An 18,504-nucleotide genomic window follows, 5' to 3' on the forward strand; every position below is an offset into this window, starting at 1 on the left:
AGTCGGCTGCACCGCCGCCGTCGGACCGCCTGGCCACCGTCGACATCGCCTCGCGCCGCCCACGCGACGTGGAGATGGAACCGAATGCGGCCGCCTCGCCAGCGTCCTCAGCCGCGCCGGCCAAAGTCGTGCCGCCCGCACCCGCACCGGTCATCCAGCCCAGGCCTGCCGGCACCGCCGGGGTCGCCGAAACTGGAACTGCCGGGACCGCCGCGCGCGGCATCTACCCGCTCAACCTCAGCGCCTATTCCAGCGCCGGTGCGCAGCGCCTGATGCAAAAGGTGCGCGCGCTGGGTTATCCGGTGACCGGCCATCCGGTCAGCCAGGGCGGCAAGGCGCTGACGCTGGTGACCTCCGGTCCGTTCCAGACGCGTACGGCCGCCGAAGCGGCGCGCCTGAGGATCACCCAGAGCATTCCGGGCGCACCGGCGCACCTTGAAAGTGGCGCCAGCGACCAACAGGGTGACGTGGCCGCTGCGCCAGCCACAGCGCCCGCACGGGCGGGCGGCTTTGCGGTGCAGGTGGCGGCGATGGGCAGCCAGGCCGACGCCAGCGCGCTGCGCGACAAGCTGCGCGCGTCGGGCTTCGACGGCTTCGTCGACACGGTCAGCTCCGGCGGTCGCCAGCTGTGGCGCGTGCGCGCCGGCCCGCAGACCCAGCGCGCCGACGCCGAGCGCGTGCGCGACCAGATCAAGGCCCGGCTGGGCATGGCCGGCAACGTGGTGAGCGTGCCGTAAGGCGCGTTCGCAGGGGCAGCGGATGAACTGGATCGACTACGCCATCCTCGTCGCGTTGGCCTTGTCCGTGCTGATCGGGCTGTGGCGCGGACTGGTGTCGGAAGTGCTTTCGCTGGCAGCGTGGATCGCCGCGTTCTGGGCGGCATGGGTGTTGGGGCCGGTGGTCGCCAGCCGGTTCGGGCACGGCATCTCGCTGCCGGCCGCGCGCATCCTGCTCGGCTACGGCCTGTGCTTCGTGGCGGTGCTGGTCCTCGGAGCCTTGCTGCGCTTCATCGTGCGCCGGCTGCTTTGGAGCACCGGCCTGGGCGGCCTGGACCGGTTGCTGGGCATGCTGTTCGGCTTTGCGCGCGGCGTGCTGCTGGTGACGCTGGCGGTGTTCCTGGCGGGCTTCACCGCGCTCCCGCGCGAGGCAGGCTGGCAGGAGTCGATGCTGCTGCCGCAGTTCAAGCTCGCCGCCGGCTGGCTGGGGGAGCGGGTGCCGGCGGACGTGCGCCGCTACCTGCACCCGCCGGCCGGGTTGCCGAGGTTGCCGCCGGGCTTGCCGACGCTGCCCGTCCTCCCGGGTGGTTCACCCGCGCCGGCGCAATCTGTCGTTTCGGCGGCGCCCGCCACGGTTATCTGAACACGTTCCAAGCACGGCTTCACAAGCACGCTCAATCCAGACGCAGGCATCAACATGTGCGGAATCATCGGCATCGTCGGTACCACCGAAGTGGCATCGGCGCTTTATGACGGACTCACGGTGCTGCAGCACCGCGGCCAGGATGCCGCCGGCATCGTCACCGTCGATGGCGCGCACCTGCGCCTGCACAAGGGCAACGGCCTGGTGCGCGACGTGTTCAACCAGGGCTCGATGAGCCGCCTGCGCGGCCACATCGGCATCGGGCATTGCCGCTACCCGACCGCCGGCTCGGACAATGCCGACGAGGCGCAGCCGTTCTACGTCAACTCGCCCTACGGCATCGCCTTTGCCCACAACGGCAACCTGGTCAACACCGAGGCGCTGCGCCGGGAAATGTTCCAGGACGACCGTCGGCACATCAACACCGACTCGGACTCCGAGGTGCTGCTCAACGTGCTGGCACACGAGCTGCAGATCCAGGACCGCATGGCGCTCACGCCCGACCAGATCTTCAAGGCGGTCGCCGGCGTGCATGCGCGCGCACGCGGCGGCTACGCCTGCCTCGCATTGATCCAGGGCTACGGCCTGCTGGCCTTCCGCGACCCGCACGGCATCCGCCCGTTGGTGCTGGGCGAGCGCGTGACGCCGGAGGGGCGCGAGTACGCAGTGGCCTCCGAATCGGTCGCCTTCGACGTGCTGGGCTTCAAGCGCCTGCGCGACGTGGCGCCGGGCGAGGCGGTGTTCATCACCGTCGACGGCCAGTTGCATGCGCGCCGCTGCGCCGAAGGCGCGGTGCATGCGCCGTGCATCTTCGAGTACGTCTATCTGGCGCGGCCCGATTCGATGATCGAGGACGTCTCGGTCTACAAGGCGCGCCTGCGCATGGGCGAAAAGCTGGCGCAGAAGATCTTGCGCGAGTGCCCGGATCACGGCATCGATGCGGTCATCCCGATTCCCGATACCGCGCGCACCGCCGCCAGCTCGCTGGCCGGCGTGCTTGGCGTGCCGTTCCGCGAGGGCTTCGTCAAGAACCGCTATGTGGGTCGCACCTTCATCATGCCGGGGCAGGGCGACCGCGTGAAATCGGTGCGCCGCAAACTGAACGCGATCGATCTGGAGTTTCGCAACAAGACCGTGCTGCTGGTGGACGACTCGATCGTGCGCGGCACTACGTCCAAGCAGATCATCCAGATGGCCCGCGACGCGGGTGCGAAGAAGGTTTACTTCGCCTCCGCCGCGCCGCCGGTGCGCTATCCCAACGTCTACGGCATCGACATGCCTTCGGCCAGCGAGCTGGTCGCCGCCGGCAAGAGCGAGAAGGAAGTCGAGCAACTGCTCGGCGCCGACTGGCTGATCTACCAGGACCTGGACGACCTCGTCTGTGCGGTGCAGGACGGCAACGAGGAGCTGAAGCAGTTCGATACCTCGTGCTTCTCCGGCGAGTACGTCACCGGCCTGGACCGCGATTACCTGCAGCAGATCGAGATGCTGCGCTCGGACGACGCCAAGGCCGCACGCCGCAGCGCCTGATGCCGCCGCTCAGCTGATGTTGTGGCCGATGTGCCACAACACGCCCGTCGGATCGATCAGGTGGAAGTCGCGCATGCGCCACGGGCGGTCCGCCGGGGTGGTCATGCGCACGTTGTGTTCGCGATAGCGGCCGACGATGTCCCGCTCGACCAGGCGCCGGTGCCAGGCATCGGCGTCTTCCACCAGCAGATGCATCATGAAGTTGTCGGCGTGCGCCTGCTCGTAGAAGCGCTGCAGCAGGAAGCTGCATTCCCCCAGGGCGAAGTAGGCCACGCCGTCGAAGTTCGACCGTTCCTCGAAGCCCACGTCGGCATAGAAGCGCCGCGACAGGTCATAGTCGCGCGCCGGTACGAACGCCTTGATCTCGATGGCACGGAGGCTGGACATATCCCGATCCCTGGAAGACCTGGGGCGCCACTATGCCGCCGCCCCGTGCCACTGGCAATGCAAGCCACCCGTAAACTCGCCGCATGACCGACCTGCACCAAGCCGCCCGGCGCTGCCTCAAGGCCTCCGATCCGGAAGAAAAGCTCCGTCTGACCCATGACGCGTGGCGGGCGCTGCAGGGTGGTGGACTGCATCCCGACGCACGCGCGGCGCCTCTGGAGCCGATCGTAGCGCCGGGCCGGCCGCTGCGTCCCCGCCTGGTCGAAGCGCGCCAGGTGCCACAACGCGGCTTGGGCACGCCCGAAGGCCGCGCCGCGCTGGTCCATGCCATCGCGCACATCGAGTTCAATGCGATCAACCTGGCCTGGGACGCGGTCTACCGCTTCCGTGGTTTCCCCGCCGAGTACTACCGCGACTGGGCCAGCTGCGCGCACGACGAGGCGCGCCACTTCGCGATGCTGCAGGGCCGGCTGGCCGAACTCGGCCACGCCTATGGCGACTTCGATGCCCACAACGGCCTGTGGGAGATGGCCGAGAAGACCGCCCACAGCGACCTTGCCCGCATGGCGCTGGTGCCGCGCGTGCTGGAGGCGCGCGGGCTGGACGTGACGCCGGGCATGATCGAACGCCTGCGGGGCGTCGGCGACGAGCGCACGATCGACATCCTGGAAGTGATCCTGCGCGAGGAAGTCGCCCACGTGGCGGCGGGCACGCGCTGGTTCCGCTGGTGCTGCGAGCGCGACGGCCTGCAACCGCGCGCGACGTTCCTGGCGCTGCTGCGCGACTACATGGGCGGCAACCTTCGCGGCCCGTTCAACTTCGCTGCCCGACAGGCGGCCGGCTTCGACCAAGAAGAGATGCAGGCGCTGGCCGAACTGGCCGGCTGAACCCCAAACGAAGAAGGCCACCGCTAACGGTGGCCTTCTTCGTATTCTTGGTCGGGGTGACATGATTCGAACATGCGACTTCTACGTCCCGAACGTAGCGCTCTACCAGGCTGAGCTACACCCCGTGGAGCCGCGTATCTTAGTGATGTGGTGAGATATTGGCAACAGGCCGGTGACATTTTGTCCTTGGCCTGCCCGGTGTCACAGGCCTCATCTGCTAACCTAAGCGGCTGCCGTTGCGCGGTGCCTGCCGCGCGCCCGATACCCGCAAGCAGAGGATTCCATGGCGCTTACCCCGGCCCGCACCATGCCTGGCGTGCTCGAACTGTTGCCGCTGGACCAGATCGCGTTCCAGCGCATGCTCGACACCATCCGCCGCAACTTCGAATGCTTCGGTTTCCTGCCGGTGGAGACGCCGGTGATCGAGTACTCCGACGTGCTCCTGACCAAGACCGGTGGCGAGACCGAGCGGCAGGTGTATTTCGTGCAGTCCACCGGCGCGCTGGCGAAGGAGGGTACCCCCGAACTGGCGCTGCGCTTCGACCTCACCGTGCCGCTGGCGCGCTACGTGGCCGAGCACGAGCACGACCTCAACTTTCCGTTCCGCCGCTACCAGATGCAGCGCGTGTACCGCGGAGAACGCGCCCAGCGCGGCCGCTTCCGCGAGTTCTACCAGTGCGATATCGACGTGATCGGCAAGGACGGTCTTTCGATCCGCTACGACGCCGAGCTGCCGGCGGTGATCTACGGCGTGTTCCGCGGGCTGGACATCGGCGCCTTCACCATCCAGCTCAACAACCGCAAGCTGATGCGCGGCTACTTCGAGAGCCTGGGAATCGCCGACAGCGAGCAGCAGATGCTGGTGCTGCGCGAGGTGGACAAGCTGGACAAGCGCGGCGCCGACTACGTGCGCGACACGCTGACCGGCGAGGCGTTCGGGCTCTCTGCCGATGTGGCCGCGAAGATCCTCGACTTCGTGCAGGTGCGCTCGACCTCGCTGGACGATGCGTTCGCCAGGCTCGACGCGCTGGGCAGTGGCCCCGAGTCGCTGGAACAGGGCCGGGCGGAGCTGAAGGAAGTACTCGGCCTGATTCGCGACTTCGGCGTGCCCGAATCGCACTTCGCACTGAATCTCTCGATCGCCCGCGGGCTGGACTACTACACCGGCACCGTCTACGAGACCACGCTCAACGATCACCCGCAGATCGGCTCGATCTGCTCGGGCGGCCGCTACGAGAACCTGGCCAGCCAGTACACCAAGTCGAAGCTGCCGGGCGTGGGCATCTCCATCGGCCTGACCCGCCTGTTCTGGCAGCTGCGCGAGGCCGGCCTGCTGGGCGCTGCGCGCAGCACGGTGGACGTGCTGGTGACCCAGATGGACCCGGCGCAGCTGCCCGCCTACCTGGCGATCGCCAGCGAGCTGCGCGCCGCCGGCATCGCCACCGAGGTGGTGCTGGAGAGCGGCAAGCTGGCCAGGCAGTTCAAGTACGCGGACCGCACCGGCATCCGCTTCGCGCTCGTGCTGGGCGAGGACGAACTGGCCAAGGGTGTGGTCACGGTCAAGGACCTGCGCCGCGGCGACCAGTTCGAGGTGGCGCGCGGCGAGCTGGCCAAGGCGCTGCGGGTGGAACTGGAACAAGCGGCGGCGATGGGCTGAGCAGATGCCTCTCCCGCCTTCGGGAAGAGGATTCCCAATCTGAGAACGAGGCAAGCGTGAACAAGCAGAAACCCATCGTGCTCGACGGCAACAGTCTTACCCGCGCCCAGCTCGCCGCGGTGGCGCGCGGCGGCGCACAGGTGGAACTGGACGCCGGCCAGCTCGAGCGCGTGCAGCGCGCGGCCGACTTCCTCGCCGAGAAGGTCAGTTGTGGCGAGCCGACCTACGGCGTCACCACCGGTTTCGGCAGCAACGCCGACAAGCTGCTGGGCGGCCATCGGCTGCGCGACGAGCTGGCGATCGGCGAGACCGACCCGCGCGACCCCGCCAAGGGCGGCGCCAGCCTGATGGAGGAACTGCAGCACAACCTGATCGTCACCCATGCGGTGTGCGTGGGCAAACCGTTTGCGCCCGAGGTGGTGCGGGCGATGCTGCTGATCCGCATCAATACGCTGATGCGCGGCCATTCGGGCATCCGCGTGTCGACCCTGCAGGCGCTCACCGCGATGCTCAACCGCGGCGTGGTGCCGGTCGTGCCGGAGAAGGGGTCGGTCGGCGCCAGCGGCGACCTGGCGCCGCTCTCGCACCTGGCGATCGTGCTGCTGGGCGGCGGCGAGGCCTTCTTCGAAGGCGAGCGCATGGCCGGCGCCGATGCACTCAAGCGCGCCGGACTCGAGCCGATCCGGCTGTCCTTCAAGGAAGGCCTGGCGCTCAACAACGGTACTGCGCAGATGCTGGCCACCGCCGCGCTGGCGCTGGACGAACTGGAATACCTGCTGGGCGTGGCCGACCTTGCCGCCGCGACCACGCTGGACGCCTTCGCCGGGCGCAGCGGTGCGCTGCGCCCGGAGGTACATGCGCTGCGTCCGCATCCCGGGCAGGTGGAAACCGCATCGCACGTGCGCCAGCTGCTTGCCGGCTCCACGCTGGTGGACATCCCCTACCACCTGGTGCCGCGCTTCAAGCCGTGGTCGGCCGAGGCATGGGCACGCCCCGAGGACCAGGCGCTGTCCTTCGACATCGGCTGGGACTGGGTGCCGGCCAACCAGCGCCACGGCCGCGAAGCCTTCTACGACCGCTTCCTGCCGTTCAAGGGCGGCAAGAAGCACCAGCCGCAGGACGCCTACTGCCTGCGCTGCATGCCGCAGGTGCATGGCGCGGTGCGCGATGCCTGGAGCCAGGCCTGCCGCGTGATCGACATCGAGCTGAATTCGGTCACCGACAATCCGCTGATCTTCCCCGACGCGGAAGGCACGCAGTTCATCGAGGAGCAGGTGATCTCGGCCGGCCATTTCCACGGTATGCCGCTGGCGCTGGCGATGAGCTACGTCAAGGCCGCCATTCCGGTGCTCGCCTCGATCTCCGAGCGCCGCCTCAACAAGCTGGTGGATCCCGCGACCAACGACGGCCTGCCGGCCTTCCTCACCGGCAACGAGGACGGTACCGACTCGGGCTTCATGATCGTGCAGTACACCGCCGCGGCGCTGGTCAACGACCTGGCGACCCGTGCGCACCCGGCCAGCGTGTATTCCGTGCCGACCAGCGCGAACGCCGAGGACCACGTCTCGATGGGCGCCAACGAAGCGCGCCACGTGCTGGAAATGATGGAGGACCTGGGCCACGTGCTGGCGCTGGAGCTCTACACCGCCGCGCAGGCGCTGGATTACCGCCGCGAGATGCTCAACGCCGCGCGCCGGCTGGCTGCCCGCAGCGACTGGCAGGCGCTGGCCGCCAAGATCGGCAACGCACCACGCGAGGGCCATCCGCACCACGCCAGGTTCGAAGAGGAGGTGCGCCAGCTGATGGCCGCCCTGGCACAGAGCGAGGAGTTCCACGCCGGCACCGCGGTGCAGACCGCCCACGCGCTGCTGCGCGAGCGCGTCGCCTTCATGCACCGCGATCGCGCGATGGACGGCGACGTGCGCGCCGTCTGCGACCTGCAGCGCCGGCGCGCGTTCGCGGCCGCCGCACATCCCTGGCTGGTTGCCGAGCTGGCCGATTACCCCTGATTCCCGGAGCTTTCATGAGCCTCATCCAAGTCCCCGTCTCCCATGGCGAGCTGATCGACAAGATCACCATTCTGGAGATCAAGGCGCGCCAGATCAGCGACCCGGCCAAGCTCGCCAATGTGCGCAACGAGCTGGACCTGCTCAATGCGACCTGGTCCGGCGACGCCGCCTCTCGGACCGACATCGGTGCCGAGCGTGCCCGGCTGCTGGCGGTCAACGAAGCGCTGTGGGACATCGAAGACCGCATCCGCCTGAAGGAAAAGGCGCAGGCGTTCGATGCCGAGTTCGTCGAACTGGCGCGCTCGGTGTACTTCCGCAATGACGAGCGCGCCGCGGTCAAGCGCGAGATCAACCTCAAGCTGGGCTCGCAGCTGGTCGAGGAGAAGTCGTACCAGGATTACCGTTCACCGGGCGTATGAGGTTCCCTTCGACTTCGACTTCGACTTCGGCGCTGTGCGTCTGCGCTCAGGCGAACGGCCTTGGGAGTCAGTTTGTGCCGGCGTATTTGTAAGCCCGTTCGCGCTGAGCGTAGCCCGCAGGGCGAAGTCGAAGCGCTCGCCTCAGGGCCCAAGGCCGAATCCCTCTCCCGCCGGGAGAGGGTGCCGCCAGGCGGGTGAGGGTTCGGGCGAAGCGTGACGCCGAGGTTCGCCCGAACCCTAACTCGCAGTCCCCCTCCCGAAAGGAGAGGGAAGTCAATCAGCCCAGCCCACGTGACGCGGCAAACGCCTCGAACCGCTCGATCACATCGTCCACCGCGATCAGCTCCATCACGCCGGGCCGCTCGATCTTCGTCCCCCACGCCAGTTCGCTCGCAGGTTTGTCCAGATAGCGCCGTGCGGCCTCGTCGTACTTGTCCACGCACCAGCGGCGGTCCGAATAGGGGCCGGAGCGGTTGGGGTTGCTCGCTGCGTGCAGTCCCAGCACCTTGGTGCCCGCGGCATTGGCCATGTGCATCGGCCCGGAATCCGGCGTGAGCAGCAACTGCGCCCGGCCGAACATGGCCATCAACCGCTTGAGCGTGTCCTTGCCGGTGAGATCCAGAGGCTGACGCTTGCAGGCGGCGAGCACCGCATCGGCCATCGCACGTTCGCCGGATGAGGGGCCGCCGACCAGCGCCACCCGCCAGCCGCGCGCCAGTGCGTGGTCGATCACCGCCGCATAGCGCTCCGGACGCCAGTTGCGCAGCGCATGGCTGGAAGTCGGGCTGACCAGCAGGGTCGGCACGTCGCCGGGTAGCTGTTGCGCGGCCCAGTCGTGCGCCTCCTGCGGGATGGGAATGTCCCAGCGCACCTGCGTCTGCTTGAGGCCTAGCGGTTCGCAGAAACTGCCGATGGCGTCGAGCACGTGCTCGCCGCTGCGTGCGGGAATGCGTTGGTTGATCACCAGGCTGTGCAGATCCTTGGAACGCGCACGGTCGTAGCCGATCCGCCGGTCGGCATGGATGCCCAGGCTCAGCAGGTTCGAGCGCAATGCCACCTGCATTTGCAGCAGCGCATCGAAGCGCCGTCCGCGCAGCGCGGCGTGCACCTCGCGCATGCCGCGCCAGCCTGCGGCCTTGTCGAAGGTGACGAAGTCCACGCCGTCGATGTCGCCGACGAGCTTGCGCTCGAGCTTGCCCACGATCCAGGTGAGCGCGGCCTGCGGCCACGCCTGCCGCAGGGTGCGTACCAGCGGCACCACATGGGTGACGTCGCCGATGGCGGAGGTGCGCAGCAGGCACAGCGAGGCGGGGGCGGGCAGGGGGCTTGGGCTAGAATCGCTCGGCATGTACCTCTCCTTCGGCCGCCCATGATGATGCAGGAGCAGATCCGCGCGGAAGCGGGCGGCACGGTGTTGTGCGACGCCACGCTTGCGCCTGCGCCCGATGCGCACTGGTTCGATCCGGCGTACTGGCGCGAACGCGGAGCCCTGCACGCGCTCGATGGCGGGCGCGGGGGCGTGGCGGTGATCGATACGCCGGCCGGCGCCGGCGTGCTGCGCCACTATCACCGCGGCGGCCTGGTCGCCAGGTTCAATCGCGACCGCTACGTGTGGACCGGTGCGGATGGCACGCGCAGCTTCGCCGAATTCCGCCTGCTCGCGCGCGCCGTGGCGTTGGGTCTGCCCGCACCGGCACCGGTCGCGGCGCGCTACCGGCGCCACGGGCTCTTCTATACGGCCGACCTGATCACTCGGCGCATCGAGCATGCACGGACGCTGGCGCAGTGCCTGGCCGCCGGTCGGCTGGATGCGGACCTCGCCCGCGAAACCGGAGCGCTGGTCGCGCGCTTCCACCGCGCAGGCATCTGGCACGCCGACCTCAATGCGCACAACGTGCTGGTGACGGGCGAGGCGCTGTACCTGATCGATTTCGACCGCGGCGAACTGCGCACGCCAGCCGAAGGCTGGCAGCTGGCCAACCTGGCGCGCCTGCATCGATCGCTGCTCAAGCTTGGCGCCGCCAAACTGATTCCCGGCTTCCAGGCGGCCGTCTGGGAACCGCTGCTCTACGGCTACGAACGGACCCTGGGCGCATGAACTGGTCGCTGCATTTCCTGGGCGTGGGCGCCGCCCACGCGGTGGAGCTGGGGTCATCCGCCGCCGTGCTCGAGCGGGACGGCGCGCCCGTGCTGCTGATCGACTGCGGCCCGGACACGCTGGACCGCTACCGCGCCGCCTACGGCGGGTTGCCGCGCGCGATCTACATCACCCATACGCACCTGGACCACGTCGGCGGCATGGAGCGGCTGTTCACCCGGCTGTGGTTCGACGAGGCGCTGCGCGGCAACGTGCGCGTTTTCGTCCATGCGGCGCTGGTGCCGTGGCTGCAGGCGCGCGTGGCCGATTATCCGGGCGTGCTGGCCGAAGGCGGGGTCAACTATTGGGAGGCTTTCCGGCTGGTGCCGTGCAGCCGCGGCTTCTGGCTGGACGGCTGGTGGTTCGACGTGTTTCCCACCCGCCATCATCGGCCCGAAACTTCGTTCGGCCTGGCGTTGCATGGCAGCTTCGTGTTCACCGGCGATACGCGGCCGGTGCCGGAGGTGCTCGCCCGCTACGCTGCCGCGGGCGAGCGCGTGCTGCACGATTGCGGGCTGGTCGGCAACCCCTCGCACAGCGGCGTGGAGGATCTGGAGCGCGAATACGACGCGGCGCTGCAGCGCCAGCTGGTGCTCTACCACTACGGCAGCGCCGAGGATGGCGAGCGGCTGCATGCGCGCGGCCATGCCATCGCGCGTGCCGGCGAACGCGTGCCGTTGCCGGCTCCGGCGCCGCCGCGGACGGATGCCGGCTGATCGCCTTCCGGCGCAGCGGACACGCTTGTTTCGCTTCTGGCCTGCCGCTATCCTTCCGCTTCTTTGCCGCGCCCCAGGGCACGACAGAGGGAAAATCCGGAGAGGTGTCCGAGTGGTTGAAGGAGCACGCCTGGAAAGTGTGTATACGGCTTATCCCCGTATCGCGGGTTCGAATCCCGCCCTCTCCGCCAGTTGAAACGGTGCGTCCGACCCTCAGGTCGGGCAGCGCGAGCAAGTCCATGGTGGCCCCGTCGGTCCCCCCGCGACGATAGTCCGCAAACCCCGCCAGGTCCGGAAGGAAGCAACGGTAGTGGATGATTCGGGTGCCGGGGTGTGGCTGGCGGGGCCGCCGCCATTTCGGGGCTCCGACGCGTTCGGCTGACTTGCCGGCGTCGACTTGGCACAATCGGCCTTCGCCCCCAAGTCAGCACTGACTTAAGGGTCACCGCCCAGCCCGCAGAACAGGCTCCAACGCATGTCCTATCAGGTTCTCGCCCGCAAGTGGCGCCCGCGCAAGTTCGTCGAGCTGGTCGGGCAGGAACACGTGGTGCGCGCGCTGACCAACGCGCTGGACACCGGGCGCATGCACCATGCCTACCTGTTCACCGGCACCCGCGGCGTGGGCAAGACCACCATCGCGCGCATCTTCGCCAAGTCGCTCAACTGCGAGCGCGGCGAGTCGGCCGACCCGTGCGGCGAGTGCGCGGTGTGCACGGCGGTGGACGCCGGCCGCTTCGTCGACCTGCTGGAGATCGACGCGGCCAGCAACACCGGCGTGGACGACGTGCGCGAGGTGATCGAGAACGCGCAGTACGCGCCCGCCCGCGGCCGCTTCAAGGTGTACCTGGTGGACGAGGTGCACATGCTCTCCAAGCCGGCCTTCAACGCCTTGCTCAAGACGCTGGAGGAGCCGCCGCCGCACGTGAAGTTCCTGCTCGCTACCACCGATCCGCAGAAGCTGCCGGTGACGGTGCTGTCGCGTTGCCTGAAGTTCAACCTGAAGCGCCTGTTGCCTGAGCAGATCTCCGGCCAGATGCGCCACATCCTCGATGCCGAGCAGATCGCCTACGAGGACGCGGCCATCGGCGAACTCGCCCGTGGTGCCGACGGCTCCCTGCGCGACGGCCTCTCGCTGCTGGACCAGGCGATCGCCTACGGCGGCGGCGCGCTCAAGGCCGACGACGTGCGCGCCATGCTCGGCAGCGTGGCGCGGGGCCAGGTGCTGGGCGTGCTCGATGCGCTGGCCGACGGCGACGGCGCGCGGCTGATGGCCGAGTGCGAGCGCATCGCTTCGTACTCGCCCGACTTCGGCGGCGTGCTGGACGATCTGGCCGCTACCCTGCACCGCATCCAGTTGATGCAGCTGGTGCCGGGTTACCGCGGCGAGGGAGAAGGCAGCGACGAGACAACCCTTGCCGCGTTGGCTGGCCGCCTGCAGCCGGAGGACGTGCAGCTGTATTACCAGATCGCCACCACGGGTCGCCGCGACCTGGCGCTGGCGCCCGATGCGCGCACCGGTTTCGAGATGGCGCTGCTGCGGATGCTGGCGTTCCGCCCCGGTGAAGGCGGTGGCCCTGCGCCGAGCGATCGCACGGTGCGTCCCGTGCCGGCCTCGCAACCGGTACCCTCCGTGGCGCGCAGCGAGGCGCCCATCGCCCGTGCGGCCCCGTCGCCGGCGCCCCAGCCCATGCCGGGATCCGAGCCTGCGCCTCAGGTTGCGCCGGCTCATGCATCCGCACCCCGCGCAACGGTGGCCATCGACGCGCGCGGCCTGCCGCGCTGGGACGCGCTGATCGAGCAGGCCGGCCTGCGCGGCCCGCTCGGCCAGCTGGCGCAGAACGCCGCGCTGCGCGAGCGCGACGGCAACACGCTGGTGCTGGCCCTGCAGCCGGCGCACATGCACCTGGCGGTCGAGCCGATGGTCGGCCAGATGGCCGACCGCATCAGCGACACGCTGGGCGAGCGCATCAAGCTGCGCTTCGTCGCCGACAGCCAGGGCGCCGCGCAGACTCCCGCCGCGCGCGCCGCCTCGGCCCGCGAGAGCGCACGGAGCGCCGCCGAGCAGGCGATCGAGGACGACCCGCTGGTGCAATCGCTCAAGCGCGACTTCGGCGCCCGCGTGGTGCCGCAGTCGATCAAACCCATCGAGAGTTGAGTGGAGTAATGCCATGAGAGGCCAGATCGGTCAGCTGATGCAGCAGGCCCAGCGCATGCAGGAAGACATGAAGCGTGCGCAGGAGGAAATCGCGCGGATGGAGGTCACCGGCGGCGCCGGCGGCGGCCTGGTCACCGTGCTGATGACCGGTGCCCATGAGGTGCGCCGCGTGCAGATCGACCGCAAGCTGTTCGCCGACGACCCGGAGATGGCCGAGGACCTGGTGGCCGCCGCGGTCAACGACGCGGTCAACAAGGTGGCCGAGGCCAGCCGCAGCAAGCTCGGCGGCGTGACCGCGGGCATGAACCTGCCGCCGGGCTTCAAGATGCCGTTCTGAGCCGCAAGCCGGACTTGCAAGGGCACTTCGGGCCCTGCGCCCTTCCGCCTTCCTATCCGCCTACCCCATGACCGGTTCCCCCCTTCTCGCCGACCTCATCGACGCCCTGCGCTGCCTGCCCGGCGTGGGCGGCAAGAGCGCGCAGCGGATGGCGTTCCATCTGCTCGAACGTGAGCGCACGCGTGGCCTGAAGCTGGCCGCTGCGCTGCGCGAGGCGATGGAGCGCATCGGCAACTGCACGCGCTGCCGCAACTTCAGCGAGGAGCCGGTGTGCGCGCTGTGCGCCAGCGCCAGCCGCGACCGTCACGTGCTGTGCGTGGTCGAATCACCCACCGACCTGGCTGCGATCGAGCAGGCTACCGGCTATCGCGGGCAATACTTCGTGTTGCTGGGGCGGTTGTCGCCACTCGATGGCCTCGGCCCGGAGGAACTCGGCCTGGCGCAGCTCAGCGCTCGTCTGGGCGAAGGCGAGATCGAGGAAATGATCATCGCCACCAACCCCACCGTCGAGGGCGAGGCGACCGCGCACTACCTGGCGCAGCTTGCGCATGCCGGCGGCGTGCGGCCGACGCGCCTCGCGCACGGCGTACCGCTCGGCGGCGAACTGGAATACGTCGACCGCGGCACGCTGGCGCACGCGTTCGGCAGCCGCCAGGCGCTGGAATAGGCCGGCCCGCGGCGGTTCGCAGGTATGCTTTGCGCCTGTGAATCCGCATGAGGAGTCAGGCATGGGCGACACCATCTTCGGCAAGATCGTCCGGCACGAAATCCCGGCCGATATCGTCTATGAGAACGACGACGTCGTCGGCTTTCGCGATCTCAATCCGCAGGCGCCGGTGCACGTGCTGTTCGTCCCGAAGAAGCCGCTGCCCACGCTGGACGACGCGCGGCCGGGCGACGCCGAATTGTTGGGCAAGGTGCTGCTCGCCGCTGCGGACTACGCCAGGCAGGAAGGATTGGCCGGGCAGGGGTATCGCACCGTGATCAACTGCAACGAACATGGCGGGCAGACGGTGTTCCACCTCCACGTGCATCTGCTGGCGGGCAGGCGCATGAACTGGCCGCCCGGCTGAGGCTCGCGCTCCGCAGACAAAAAAACGCCGGCACAGGGCCGGCGTTCTGCCGTTGGCAAGGAGACGGCTTACTTGCCGCCGGGCTTGGGCGCAGGGGCCGGAACCGGCGCCGGGCGCACCACGATCACGCGCGGGCGGTTCCAGAACGGGTCGCCCCACGGTCCCCAGTACGGGCCCCAGCCGGGACCCCAGAACGGATCGTAGAAGCCCGGCGGGTAGTTCACGGTCACCGGGCGCTTGGGCCACAGGTAGACCACGTCGGCCTCCACGCGCGGGTAGGCGTAGTCGTACTCGCCCACCTTCTTGGTCACGGTGCCGTGCAGCGTGCCGGTGACGGTCAGCTCGCGGCCGCGGGTGAACACCTCCGGATCGTAGAAGCCCTCGTGACAGGCGACGAAGCGGCCTTCGGTCGCGCCGCTGGTCCCGGCTTCCGGCCGCGCCTGGCTGTCCAGCGGGCGCGAGAGCACGTAGAAGCAGGTCTGCTGTGGGCCCGGCTCGGTCGAGATGATCTCGCCGCCCCAGCGCACCTTCGCGCCGCCGGCGCCGCCCTGCTGGGCGCCGGCCGTGCTCACGTTGGAGTAGGTGCCCTGCAGCGGCTGGGGCACCGTTGCGCAGGCGGTCAGCAGGCCGAAGGCGGTAGCCAGGGCCAGAGGGCGATAAGGAAATGACATGATGGTTCTCCCTGGGGATAGCGGTCGCATGGCGGCCGCGTCGGCGTTCATTTGACCACGCGCCGGGGCCGGAATTCCCGTACCGCCCGCTGGAACTGGCGCAACAGTTCAGGCCGGGGTTCGTCGCTGGCGTAGCGCAGGTCGAGGTAGCGGTTCATCAATCGCTCCAGTTCGCTGCGCTGCGCGGGCAGGGCGCGGGCTGCGCGGCGCAGGTAATGCTGCGGTCCTTCGCCGCGACGGCGTGTGATGCCGCAACGGCCGAGTCTGGCTTCCAGCCGGCGCAGCGCCTGGCGCAGCGGTTCGGGTCGTTCGCGCCGCCACAGCGCCCAGCCTATGCCCAGCGCCACGAACAGCGCCATGCCGACTGCCAGCAGCAGGCCGAGCGTGGCCGTGCCGGTTTCCCGCACGCCGAACGGGGTCAGCAGGCCGCGCTGGCGCAGGGCGTCGAAACCGATAACGCCCTCCGTCCACCAGTGGTTGACCACGTCCCAGCGGTTGCGCAGCGCCCCGAGCCAGCCGCGCTGTGTCCAGCCGAGCTGGTCGCCCGCCGCGGCCGCAGCGCCCAGGCTGACCCGTTCCGGCCGCACCGCGGCGGTGGGGTCCACCCGCACCCAGCCGCGCCCGTCCAGCCACACTTCGCTCCATGCATGCGCGTCGGACTGGCGCACCAGCAGGTAGTTGCCCAGCCGGTTCCAGTAGCCGCCCTGGTAGCCGGTGACCACGCGCGCGGGGATGCCCGCGGCGCGCATCAGCACGGTGAAGGACGAGGCATAGTGCTCGCAGAAGCCCTCGCGCGTGCCGAACAGGAAATCGTCCACGGCGTCGCGCCCCAACGGTGCGGGCACCAGCGTGTAGCGGAAGCCGCCGTCGTGGAACAGCGACAGCGCCGCCTGCACGATCGCTCCATCGTCGTTGCCGTAGCGCGCCCGCCACTGCGCGGCCAGCGCGTGGGTGCGTGGGTTGAACCCATGCGGCAGGCGCAGCGCAAGAAGGCGGGCGGCTTGCGGCAGCTGTGCCTGCAGCCGGTAGCGCACGGCCGAGCGCAAGGTGTAGTGCCGCAGCTCGCGCACCGGCTGTTTGGCGAACACCTCATGGTCGGGGCTGAGCTGAGCATCGGCCGGCGCCGCCAGGGGCACGTCCAGGGCCGGCAGCAGGGTGCGGTCGCTGGGCTCCAGATCGATCCGGTAGGTGACGCTGCTGTCGGCTTCCACCGGTTCGGGCGAATGGGACACGCCGCCCGCCCGGTGCATCTGCGCGTGCTCCCAGGTACGCCCGTCGTAGAGCCACATCACGTAGCCGCGGAAGTAGCGCAGTTCGGGCGCCGGCAGCGGGCCGTCGAAGGTGACCCGCATGGCGGGGCTGTCGTCGGTCAGCAGATCGGTGAAGTTGCCGGGCGACATGCGCTCGCTCAGGCCGGTGCGTGCTTCGGCCGGGTTGGGAGCGCCCCACAGCGGCGAACTGAGCCGCGGCACCAGCACGAAGGCGAGCAGGGCCAGCGGTACCGCTGCCGCCAGCAGTGCGAGACCGGGCAGCAGCGCTCGCGGCAAGGGTGCGGCCGGCTGCGCCGGCTCCAGCGCCTGCAGCGTGGCCAGCGCAGGCAGCAGGCCGAGCGCCACGACGAAGGTCACGACCAGGCCCTGGTCGAACAGCAACGCCGCCATCAGGCCGAAGCAGGCGAAGCTGACGCCCACGCGCGCATCGCGCGGCGTTTCGCTCTCCAGCAGCTTGAGCACCAGCAGGCCCACGGCCAGTGCCGAACCGGGCTCGCGGCCGAAGATCGTGCCGTAGCTGAAGACCACCGCGACCGCCAGCAGGCCGATCAGCGGCAGCTTGAGCAGCAGCGGCGCGCGTGAGCCGTGGCGGCGGCGCTGCCGCCAGCGCATGGCCAGTATCAGCGCCAGCGCGATGTCCAGCCACCACGGCAGATGTACCGCATGCACGCCGAGCACGCAGGCCATGGTCAGGCTGAGCAGGTCGAACGCGCGGGCGTCCAGGGCCGGTTCGACGGGAGGGCGGCGCCTGATCCCGATCACGGCAGCGACGCCAGTGCGCTCATGCAGCGCGCGTAGTGGCCAGGCCCGCTGCCGACCTCGATCGGCTGGCCCGGCAGCCACAGGCTGTGGCGGCGCCCCTGTGCATGGGCTTCGCCCAGCCAGCGGGCGAGCCTGGCGATGCGGGCCTCGTTGTCCATGCCGTCCAGCTCGCGCCAGTCCAGGCGCCACTCGGGGCGGGACTCCGGTTGCTCGAAGTCCTTGCTGAGCAACTGGCCCAGCCGCGCGCTGGCCTTCCACGCGATGTGCTTGCGCGGATCGCCGCTGCGATAGTCGCGCAGGGCGGCCAGGTCTTCGCCGTGGTGCAGGCGCGGGCGCAGGCCTTCGTCGGCCGGCAGGCGCGGCGGTGGGCCGCCGCTTTCCGGCCGTGGCCACACCAGCACGGACTGCTCCGGATGCAGCCAGCTCCACGCACGGAACAGTCCCAGCGGCCAGGTGGTCCATACGCGCAGCCGCGGCAACGGTTGCCAGCCACGCTTCACCGTGGCGAGCGGCAAGGTGACGTCGGCCTTGCCGGAGGCGTCGATCACAAAGGCCTGGCTGGTGGCGCCCAGGTCCACCCGGACCGCATTGCGCGGGCGCGCCGACTCGAACTCCAGGGTCAGCGCGAGCGCCTCGCCGGCGATTGCCTGGCCGGCCCGCACGCCGGCGAGCGCCAGGCCGTCGAGCGTGCGGAAGGCGATCAGCATGCTGGCCGCGCCGGCGGCGCCGAGCATGCAGGTGAGCAGCAATGCGGCGTTGTTGGAGTAGTTCAGCGCTCCCACCAACATCACCATGAGCAGCAGGGTGAAGCCGATGCCGAAGCCGGTCGGCACGATGTAGATGCGCCGGCGGTGCAGTTCGATCGGCAGCGGCTCGGCGCGACGGAAGCGGGTCAGCGCGGGCAGCCGGCGCTCGGCCAGCTGCTGCAGGCGGCGCAGCGTGTCGCGCACGGTCAGTCGACCGCGGTGTCGGCCAGCAGGGCCCGGGCCAGCGCATCGCCGCTGGCGCCGCGGGAGGGCACCAGCCGGTGCGCGGTCATAGGCACGAACAGCGCCTGGATGTCCTCCGGCAGCACGTGGCCGCGGCCGCTCAGCAGGGCCCAGGCGCGCGCGGCGCCGAGCAGGGCGAGGCCCG

18 protein-coding genes, 2 tRNA genes, 1 other RNA gene and 1 pseudogene are annotated in these 18,504 nt (G+C 69.6%); 15 read left to right on the forward strand and 7 right to left on the reverse strand.

Annotated elements, in window-relative coordinates; translation table 11 throughout:
* The 3 genes from HOQ08_RS05825 to purF form a co-directional block, all read left to right on the forward strand.
* On the forward strand, window positions 1-737 hold a 737-nt coding region (locus HOQ08_RS05825), incomplete at its 5' end, for an SPOR domain-containing protein (RefSeq protein WP_291192436.1).
* A gap of 22 nt (window positions 738-759) precedes the next feature.
* Entirely contained in the window at window positions 760-1,359 is a 600-nt protein-coding gene (locus HOQ08_RS05830; RefSeq protein WP_291192437.1) for a CvpA family protein, read from the forward strand.
* 54 nt (window positions 1,360-1,413) lie between these two features.
* The gene (gene purF, locus HOQ08_RS05835; RefSeq protein WP_291192438.1) at window positions 1,414-2,889 is read left to right on the forward strand and encodes an amidophosphoribosyltransferase; all 1,476 of its coding nucleotides are present in this window, start codon (window positions 1,414-1,416) and stop codon (window positions 2,887-2,889) included.
* A 9-nt stretch (window positions 2,890-2,898) separates the two neighbouring features.
* Here purF and HOQ08_RS05840 read toward each other — a convergent pair whose 3' ends face one another.
* Window positions 2,899-3,276 (reverse strand): VOC family protein, encoded by a 378-nt coding sequence (locus HOQ08_RS05840; protein WP_291192439.1) that lies wholly within the window; start codon window positions 3,274-3,276, stop codon window positions 2,899-2,901.
* Between the two features lie 83 nt (window positions 3,277-3,359).
* Here HOQ08_RS05840 and HOQ08_RS05845 point away from each other — a divergent pair, with 83 nt between their 5' ends.
* Complete coding sequence (locus HOQ08_RS05845; protein WP_291192440.1) at window positions 3,360-4,163, forward strand: ferritin-like domain-containing protein; 804 nt, start codon at window positions 3,360-3,362, stop codon at window positions 4,161-4,163.
* A 48-nt stretch (window positions 4,164-4,211) separates the two neighbouring features.
* Here the strand turns inward: HOQ08_RS05845 and HOQ08_RS05850 are convergent.
* Window positions 4,212-4,288 (reverse strand) — tRNA-Pro (locus tag HOQ08_RS05850).
* A 158-nt stretch (window positions 4,289-4,446) separates the two neighbouring features.
* Here HOQ08_RS05850 and hisS point away from each other — a divergent pair.
* The 3 genes from hisS to HOQ08_RS05865 are packed head-to-tail and all read left to right on the forward strand — an operon-like array spanning window position 4,447 to window position 8,248.
* Window positions 4,447-5,820, forward strand: coding sequence for a histidine--tRNA ligase (gene hisS / locus HOQ08_RS05855; protein WP_291192441.1), 1,374 nt, complete (start codon window positions 4,447-4,449; stop codon window positions 5,818-5,820).
* A 56-nt stretch (window positions 5,821-5,876) separates the two neighbouring features.
* A complete protein-coding gene (locus HOQ08_RS05860; protein ID WP_291192442.1) occupies window positions 5,877-7,829 on the forward strand; it encodes an aromatic amino acid ammonia-lyase in 1,953 nt (650 codons plus the stop codon).
* 14 nt (window positions 7,830-7,843) lie between these two features.
* Window positions 7,844-8,248 carry a DUF6165 family protein gene (locus tag HOQ08_RS05865; RefSeq protein WP_291192443.1) on the forward strand — a complete coding sequence of 135 codons (405 nt, stop codon included), beginning with the start codon at window positions 7,844-7,846 and terminating at the stop codon, window positions 8,246-8,248.
* Between the two features lie 277 nt (window positions 8,249-8,525).
* On the opposite strand, the gene HOQ08_RS05870 is transcribed toward HOQ08_RS05865, so the two are convergent.
* Window positions 8,526-9,569 (reverse strand): glycosyltransferase family 9 protein, encoded by a 1,044-nt coding sequence (locus HOQ08_RS05870; RefSeq protein WP_291192453.1) that lies wholly within the window; start codon window positions 9,567-9,569, stop codon window positions 8,526-8,528.
* Between the two features lie 48 nt (window positions 9,570-9,617).
* On the opposite strand from HOQ08_RS05870, the gene HOQ08_RS05875 reads away from it, so the two are divergent.
* The 8 genes from HOQ08_RS05875 to HOQ08_RS05910 all read left to right on the forward strand — a co-directional run bounded on the left by HOQ08_RS05875 (window position 9,618) and on the right by HOQ08_RS05910 (window position 14,666).
* Window positions 9,618-10,346 carry a 3-deoxy-D-manno-octulosonic acid kinase gene (locus HOQ08_RS05875; RefSeq protein WP_291192444.1) on the forward strand — a complete coding sequence of 243 codons (729 nt, stop codon included), beginning with the start codon at window positions 9,618-9,620 and terminating at the stop codon, window positions 10,344-10,346.
* Window positions 10,343-11,101, forward strand: coding sequence for an MBL fold metallo-hydrolase (locus HOQ08_RS05880; protein WP_291192445.1), 759 nt, complete (start codon window positions 10,343-10,345; stop codon window positions 11,099-11,101). The genes HOQ08_RS05875 and HOQ08_RS05880 overlap by 4 nt, the downstream gene beginning before the upstream one ends.
* 98 nt (window positions 11,102-11,199) lie before the next feature.
* Window positions 11,200-11,292, forward strand: a tRNA-Ser gene (locus tag HOQ08_RS05885).
* A gap of 58 nt (window positions 11,293-11,350) precedes the next feature.
* An RNA gene (gene ffs, locus HOQ08_RS05890) (signal recognition particle sRNA small type) lies at window positions 11,351-11,447 on the forward strand.
* A 129-nt stretch (window positions 11,448-11,576) separates the two neighbouring features.
* Complete coding sequence (dnaX, locus tag HOQ08_RS05895; protein ID WP_291192446.1) at window positions 11,577-13,256, forward strand: DNA polymerase III subunit gamma/tau; 1,680 nt, start codon at window positions 11,577-11,579, stop codon at window positions 13,254-13,256.
* A gap of 13 nt (window positions 13,257-13,269) precedes the next feature.
* Window positions 13,270-13,593 (forward strand): YbaB/EbfC family nucleoid-associated protein, encoded by a 324-nt coding sequence (locus tag HOQ08_RS05900; protein WP_291192447.1) that lies wholly within the window; start codon window positions 13,270-13,272, stop codon window positions 13,591-13,593.
* Window positions 13,594-13,660: 67 nt separating this feature from the next.
* Window positions 13,661-14,260 (forward strand): recombination mediator RecR, encoded by a 600-nt coding sequence (gene recR / locus HOQ08_RS05905; RefSeq protein ID WP_291192448.1) that lies wholly within the window; start codon window positions 13,661-13,663, stop codon window positions 14,258-14,260.
* Window positions 14,261-14,321: 61 nt separating this feature from the next.
* Complete coding sequence (locus tag HOQ08_RS05910) at window positions 14,322-14,666, forward strand: histidine triad nucleotide-binding protein (protein WP_291192449.1); 345 nt, start codon at window positions 14,322-14,324, stop codon at window positions 14,664-14,666.
* Window positions 14,667-14,734: 68 nt separating this feature from the next.
* Here HOQ08_RS05910 and HOQ08_RS05915 read toward each other — a convergent pair whose 3' ends face one another.
* The 4 genes and pseudogenes from HOQ08_RS05915 to HOQ08_RS05930 form a co-directional block, all read right to left on the reverse strand.
* Window positions 14,735-15,337: a Slp family lipoprotein gene (locus tag HOQ08_RS05915; protein WP_291192450.1), complete on the reverse strand. Its 603-nt coding sequence runs from the start codon at window positions 15,335-15,337 to the stop codon at window positions 14,735-14,737.
* A 47-nt stretch (window positions 15,338-15,384) separates the two neighbouring features.
* On the reverse strand, window positions 15,385-17,370 hold the full coding sequence (locus HOQ08_RS05920) for a DUF3488 and transglutaminase-like domain-containing protein (RefSeq protein WP_291192451.1): 1,986 nt from the start codon (window positions 17,368-17,370) through the stop codon (window positions 15,385-15,387).
* The gene (locus tag HOQ08_RS05925) at window positions 17,367-18,320 is read right to left on the reverse strand and encodes a DUF58 domain-containing protein (RefSeq protein ID WP_291192452.1); all 954 of its coding nucleotides are present in this window, start codon (window positions 18,318-18,320) and stop codon (window positions 17,367-17,369) included. Before HOQ08_RS05925 ends, HOQ08_RS05920 begins: the two co-directional genes overlap by 4 nt.
* A 2-nt stretch (window positions 18,321-18,322) precedes the next feature.
* Window positions 18,323-18,504, reverse strand: a pseudogene (locus tag HOQ08_RS05930) (AAA family ATPase); the annotation flags it as partial.

The sequence above is a fragment of the Frateuria sp. genome, from assembly GCF_013362045.1.
Taxonomy (GTDB): Bacteria; Pseudomonadota; Gammaproteobacteria; order Xanthomonadales; family Rhodanobacteraceae; genus Frateuria_A.

Excerpts from the sequence above, each read along its gene's own strand:
- HOQ08_RS05880 (WP_291192445.1), top strand. The coding sequence starts at position 10,343 with ATGAACTGGTCGCTGCATTTCCTGGGCGTGGGCGCCGCCCACGCGGTG.
- HOQ08_RS05845 (WP_291192440.1), top strand. The coding sequence starts at position 3,360 with ATGACCGACCTGCACCAAGCCGCCCGGCGCTGCCTCAAGGCCTCCGAT.
- HOQ08_RS05865 (WP_291192443.1), top strand. The coding sequence starts at position 7,844 with ATGAGCCTCATCCAAGTCCCCGTCTCCCATGGCGAGCTGATCGACAAG.
- HOQ08_RS05900 (WP_291192447.1), top strand. The coding sequence starts at position 13,270 with ATGAGAGGCCAGATCGGTCAGCTGATGCAGCAGGCCCAGCGCATGCAG.
- HOQ08_RS05875 (WP_291192444.1), top strand. The coding sequence starts at position 9,618 with ATGATGATGCAGGAGCAGATCCGCGCGGAAGCGGGCGGCACGGTGTTG.
- HOQ08_RS05915 (WP_291192450.1), bottom strand. The coding sequence starts at position 15,337 with ATGTCATTTCCTTATCGCCCTCTGGCCCTGGCTACCGCCTTCGGCCTG.
- HOQ08_RS05840 (WP_291192439.1), bottom strand. The coding sequence starts at position 3,276 with ATGTCCAGCCTCCGTGCCATCGAGATCAAGGCGTTCGTACCGGCGCGC.
- purF (WP_291192438.1), top strand. The coding sequence starts at position 1,414 with ATGTGCGGAATCATCGGCATCGTCGGTACCACCGAAGTGGCATCGGCG.
- HOQ08_RS05830 (WP_291192437.1), top strand. The coding sequence starts at position 760 with ATGAACTGGATCGACTACGCCATCCTCGTCGCGTTGGCCTTGTCCGTG.
- dnaX (WP_291192446.1), top strand. The coding sequence starts at position 11,577 with ATGTCCTATCAGGTTCTCGCCCGCAAGTGGCGCCCGCGCAAGTTCGTC.
- recR (WP_291192448.1), top strand. The coding sequence starts at position 13,661 with ATGACCGGTTCCCCCCTTCTCGCCGACCTCATCGACGCCCTGCGCTGC.
- HOQ08_RS05910 (WP_291192449.1), top strand. The coding sequence starts at position 14,322 with ATGGGCGACACCATCTTCGGCAAGATCGTCCGGCACGAAATCCCGGCC.
- hisS (WP_291192441.1), top strand. The coding sequence starts at position 4,447 with ATGGCGCTTACCCCGGCCCGCACCATGCCTGGCGTGCTCGAACTGTTG.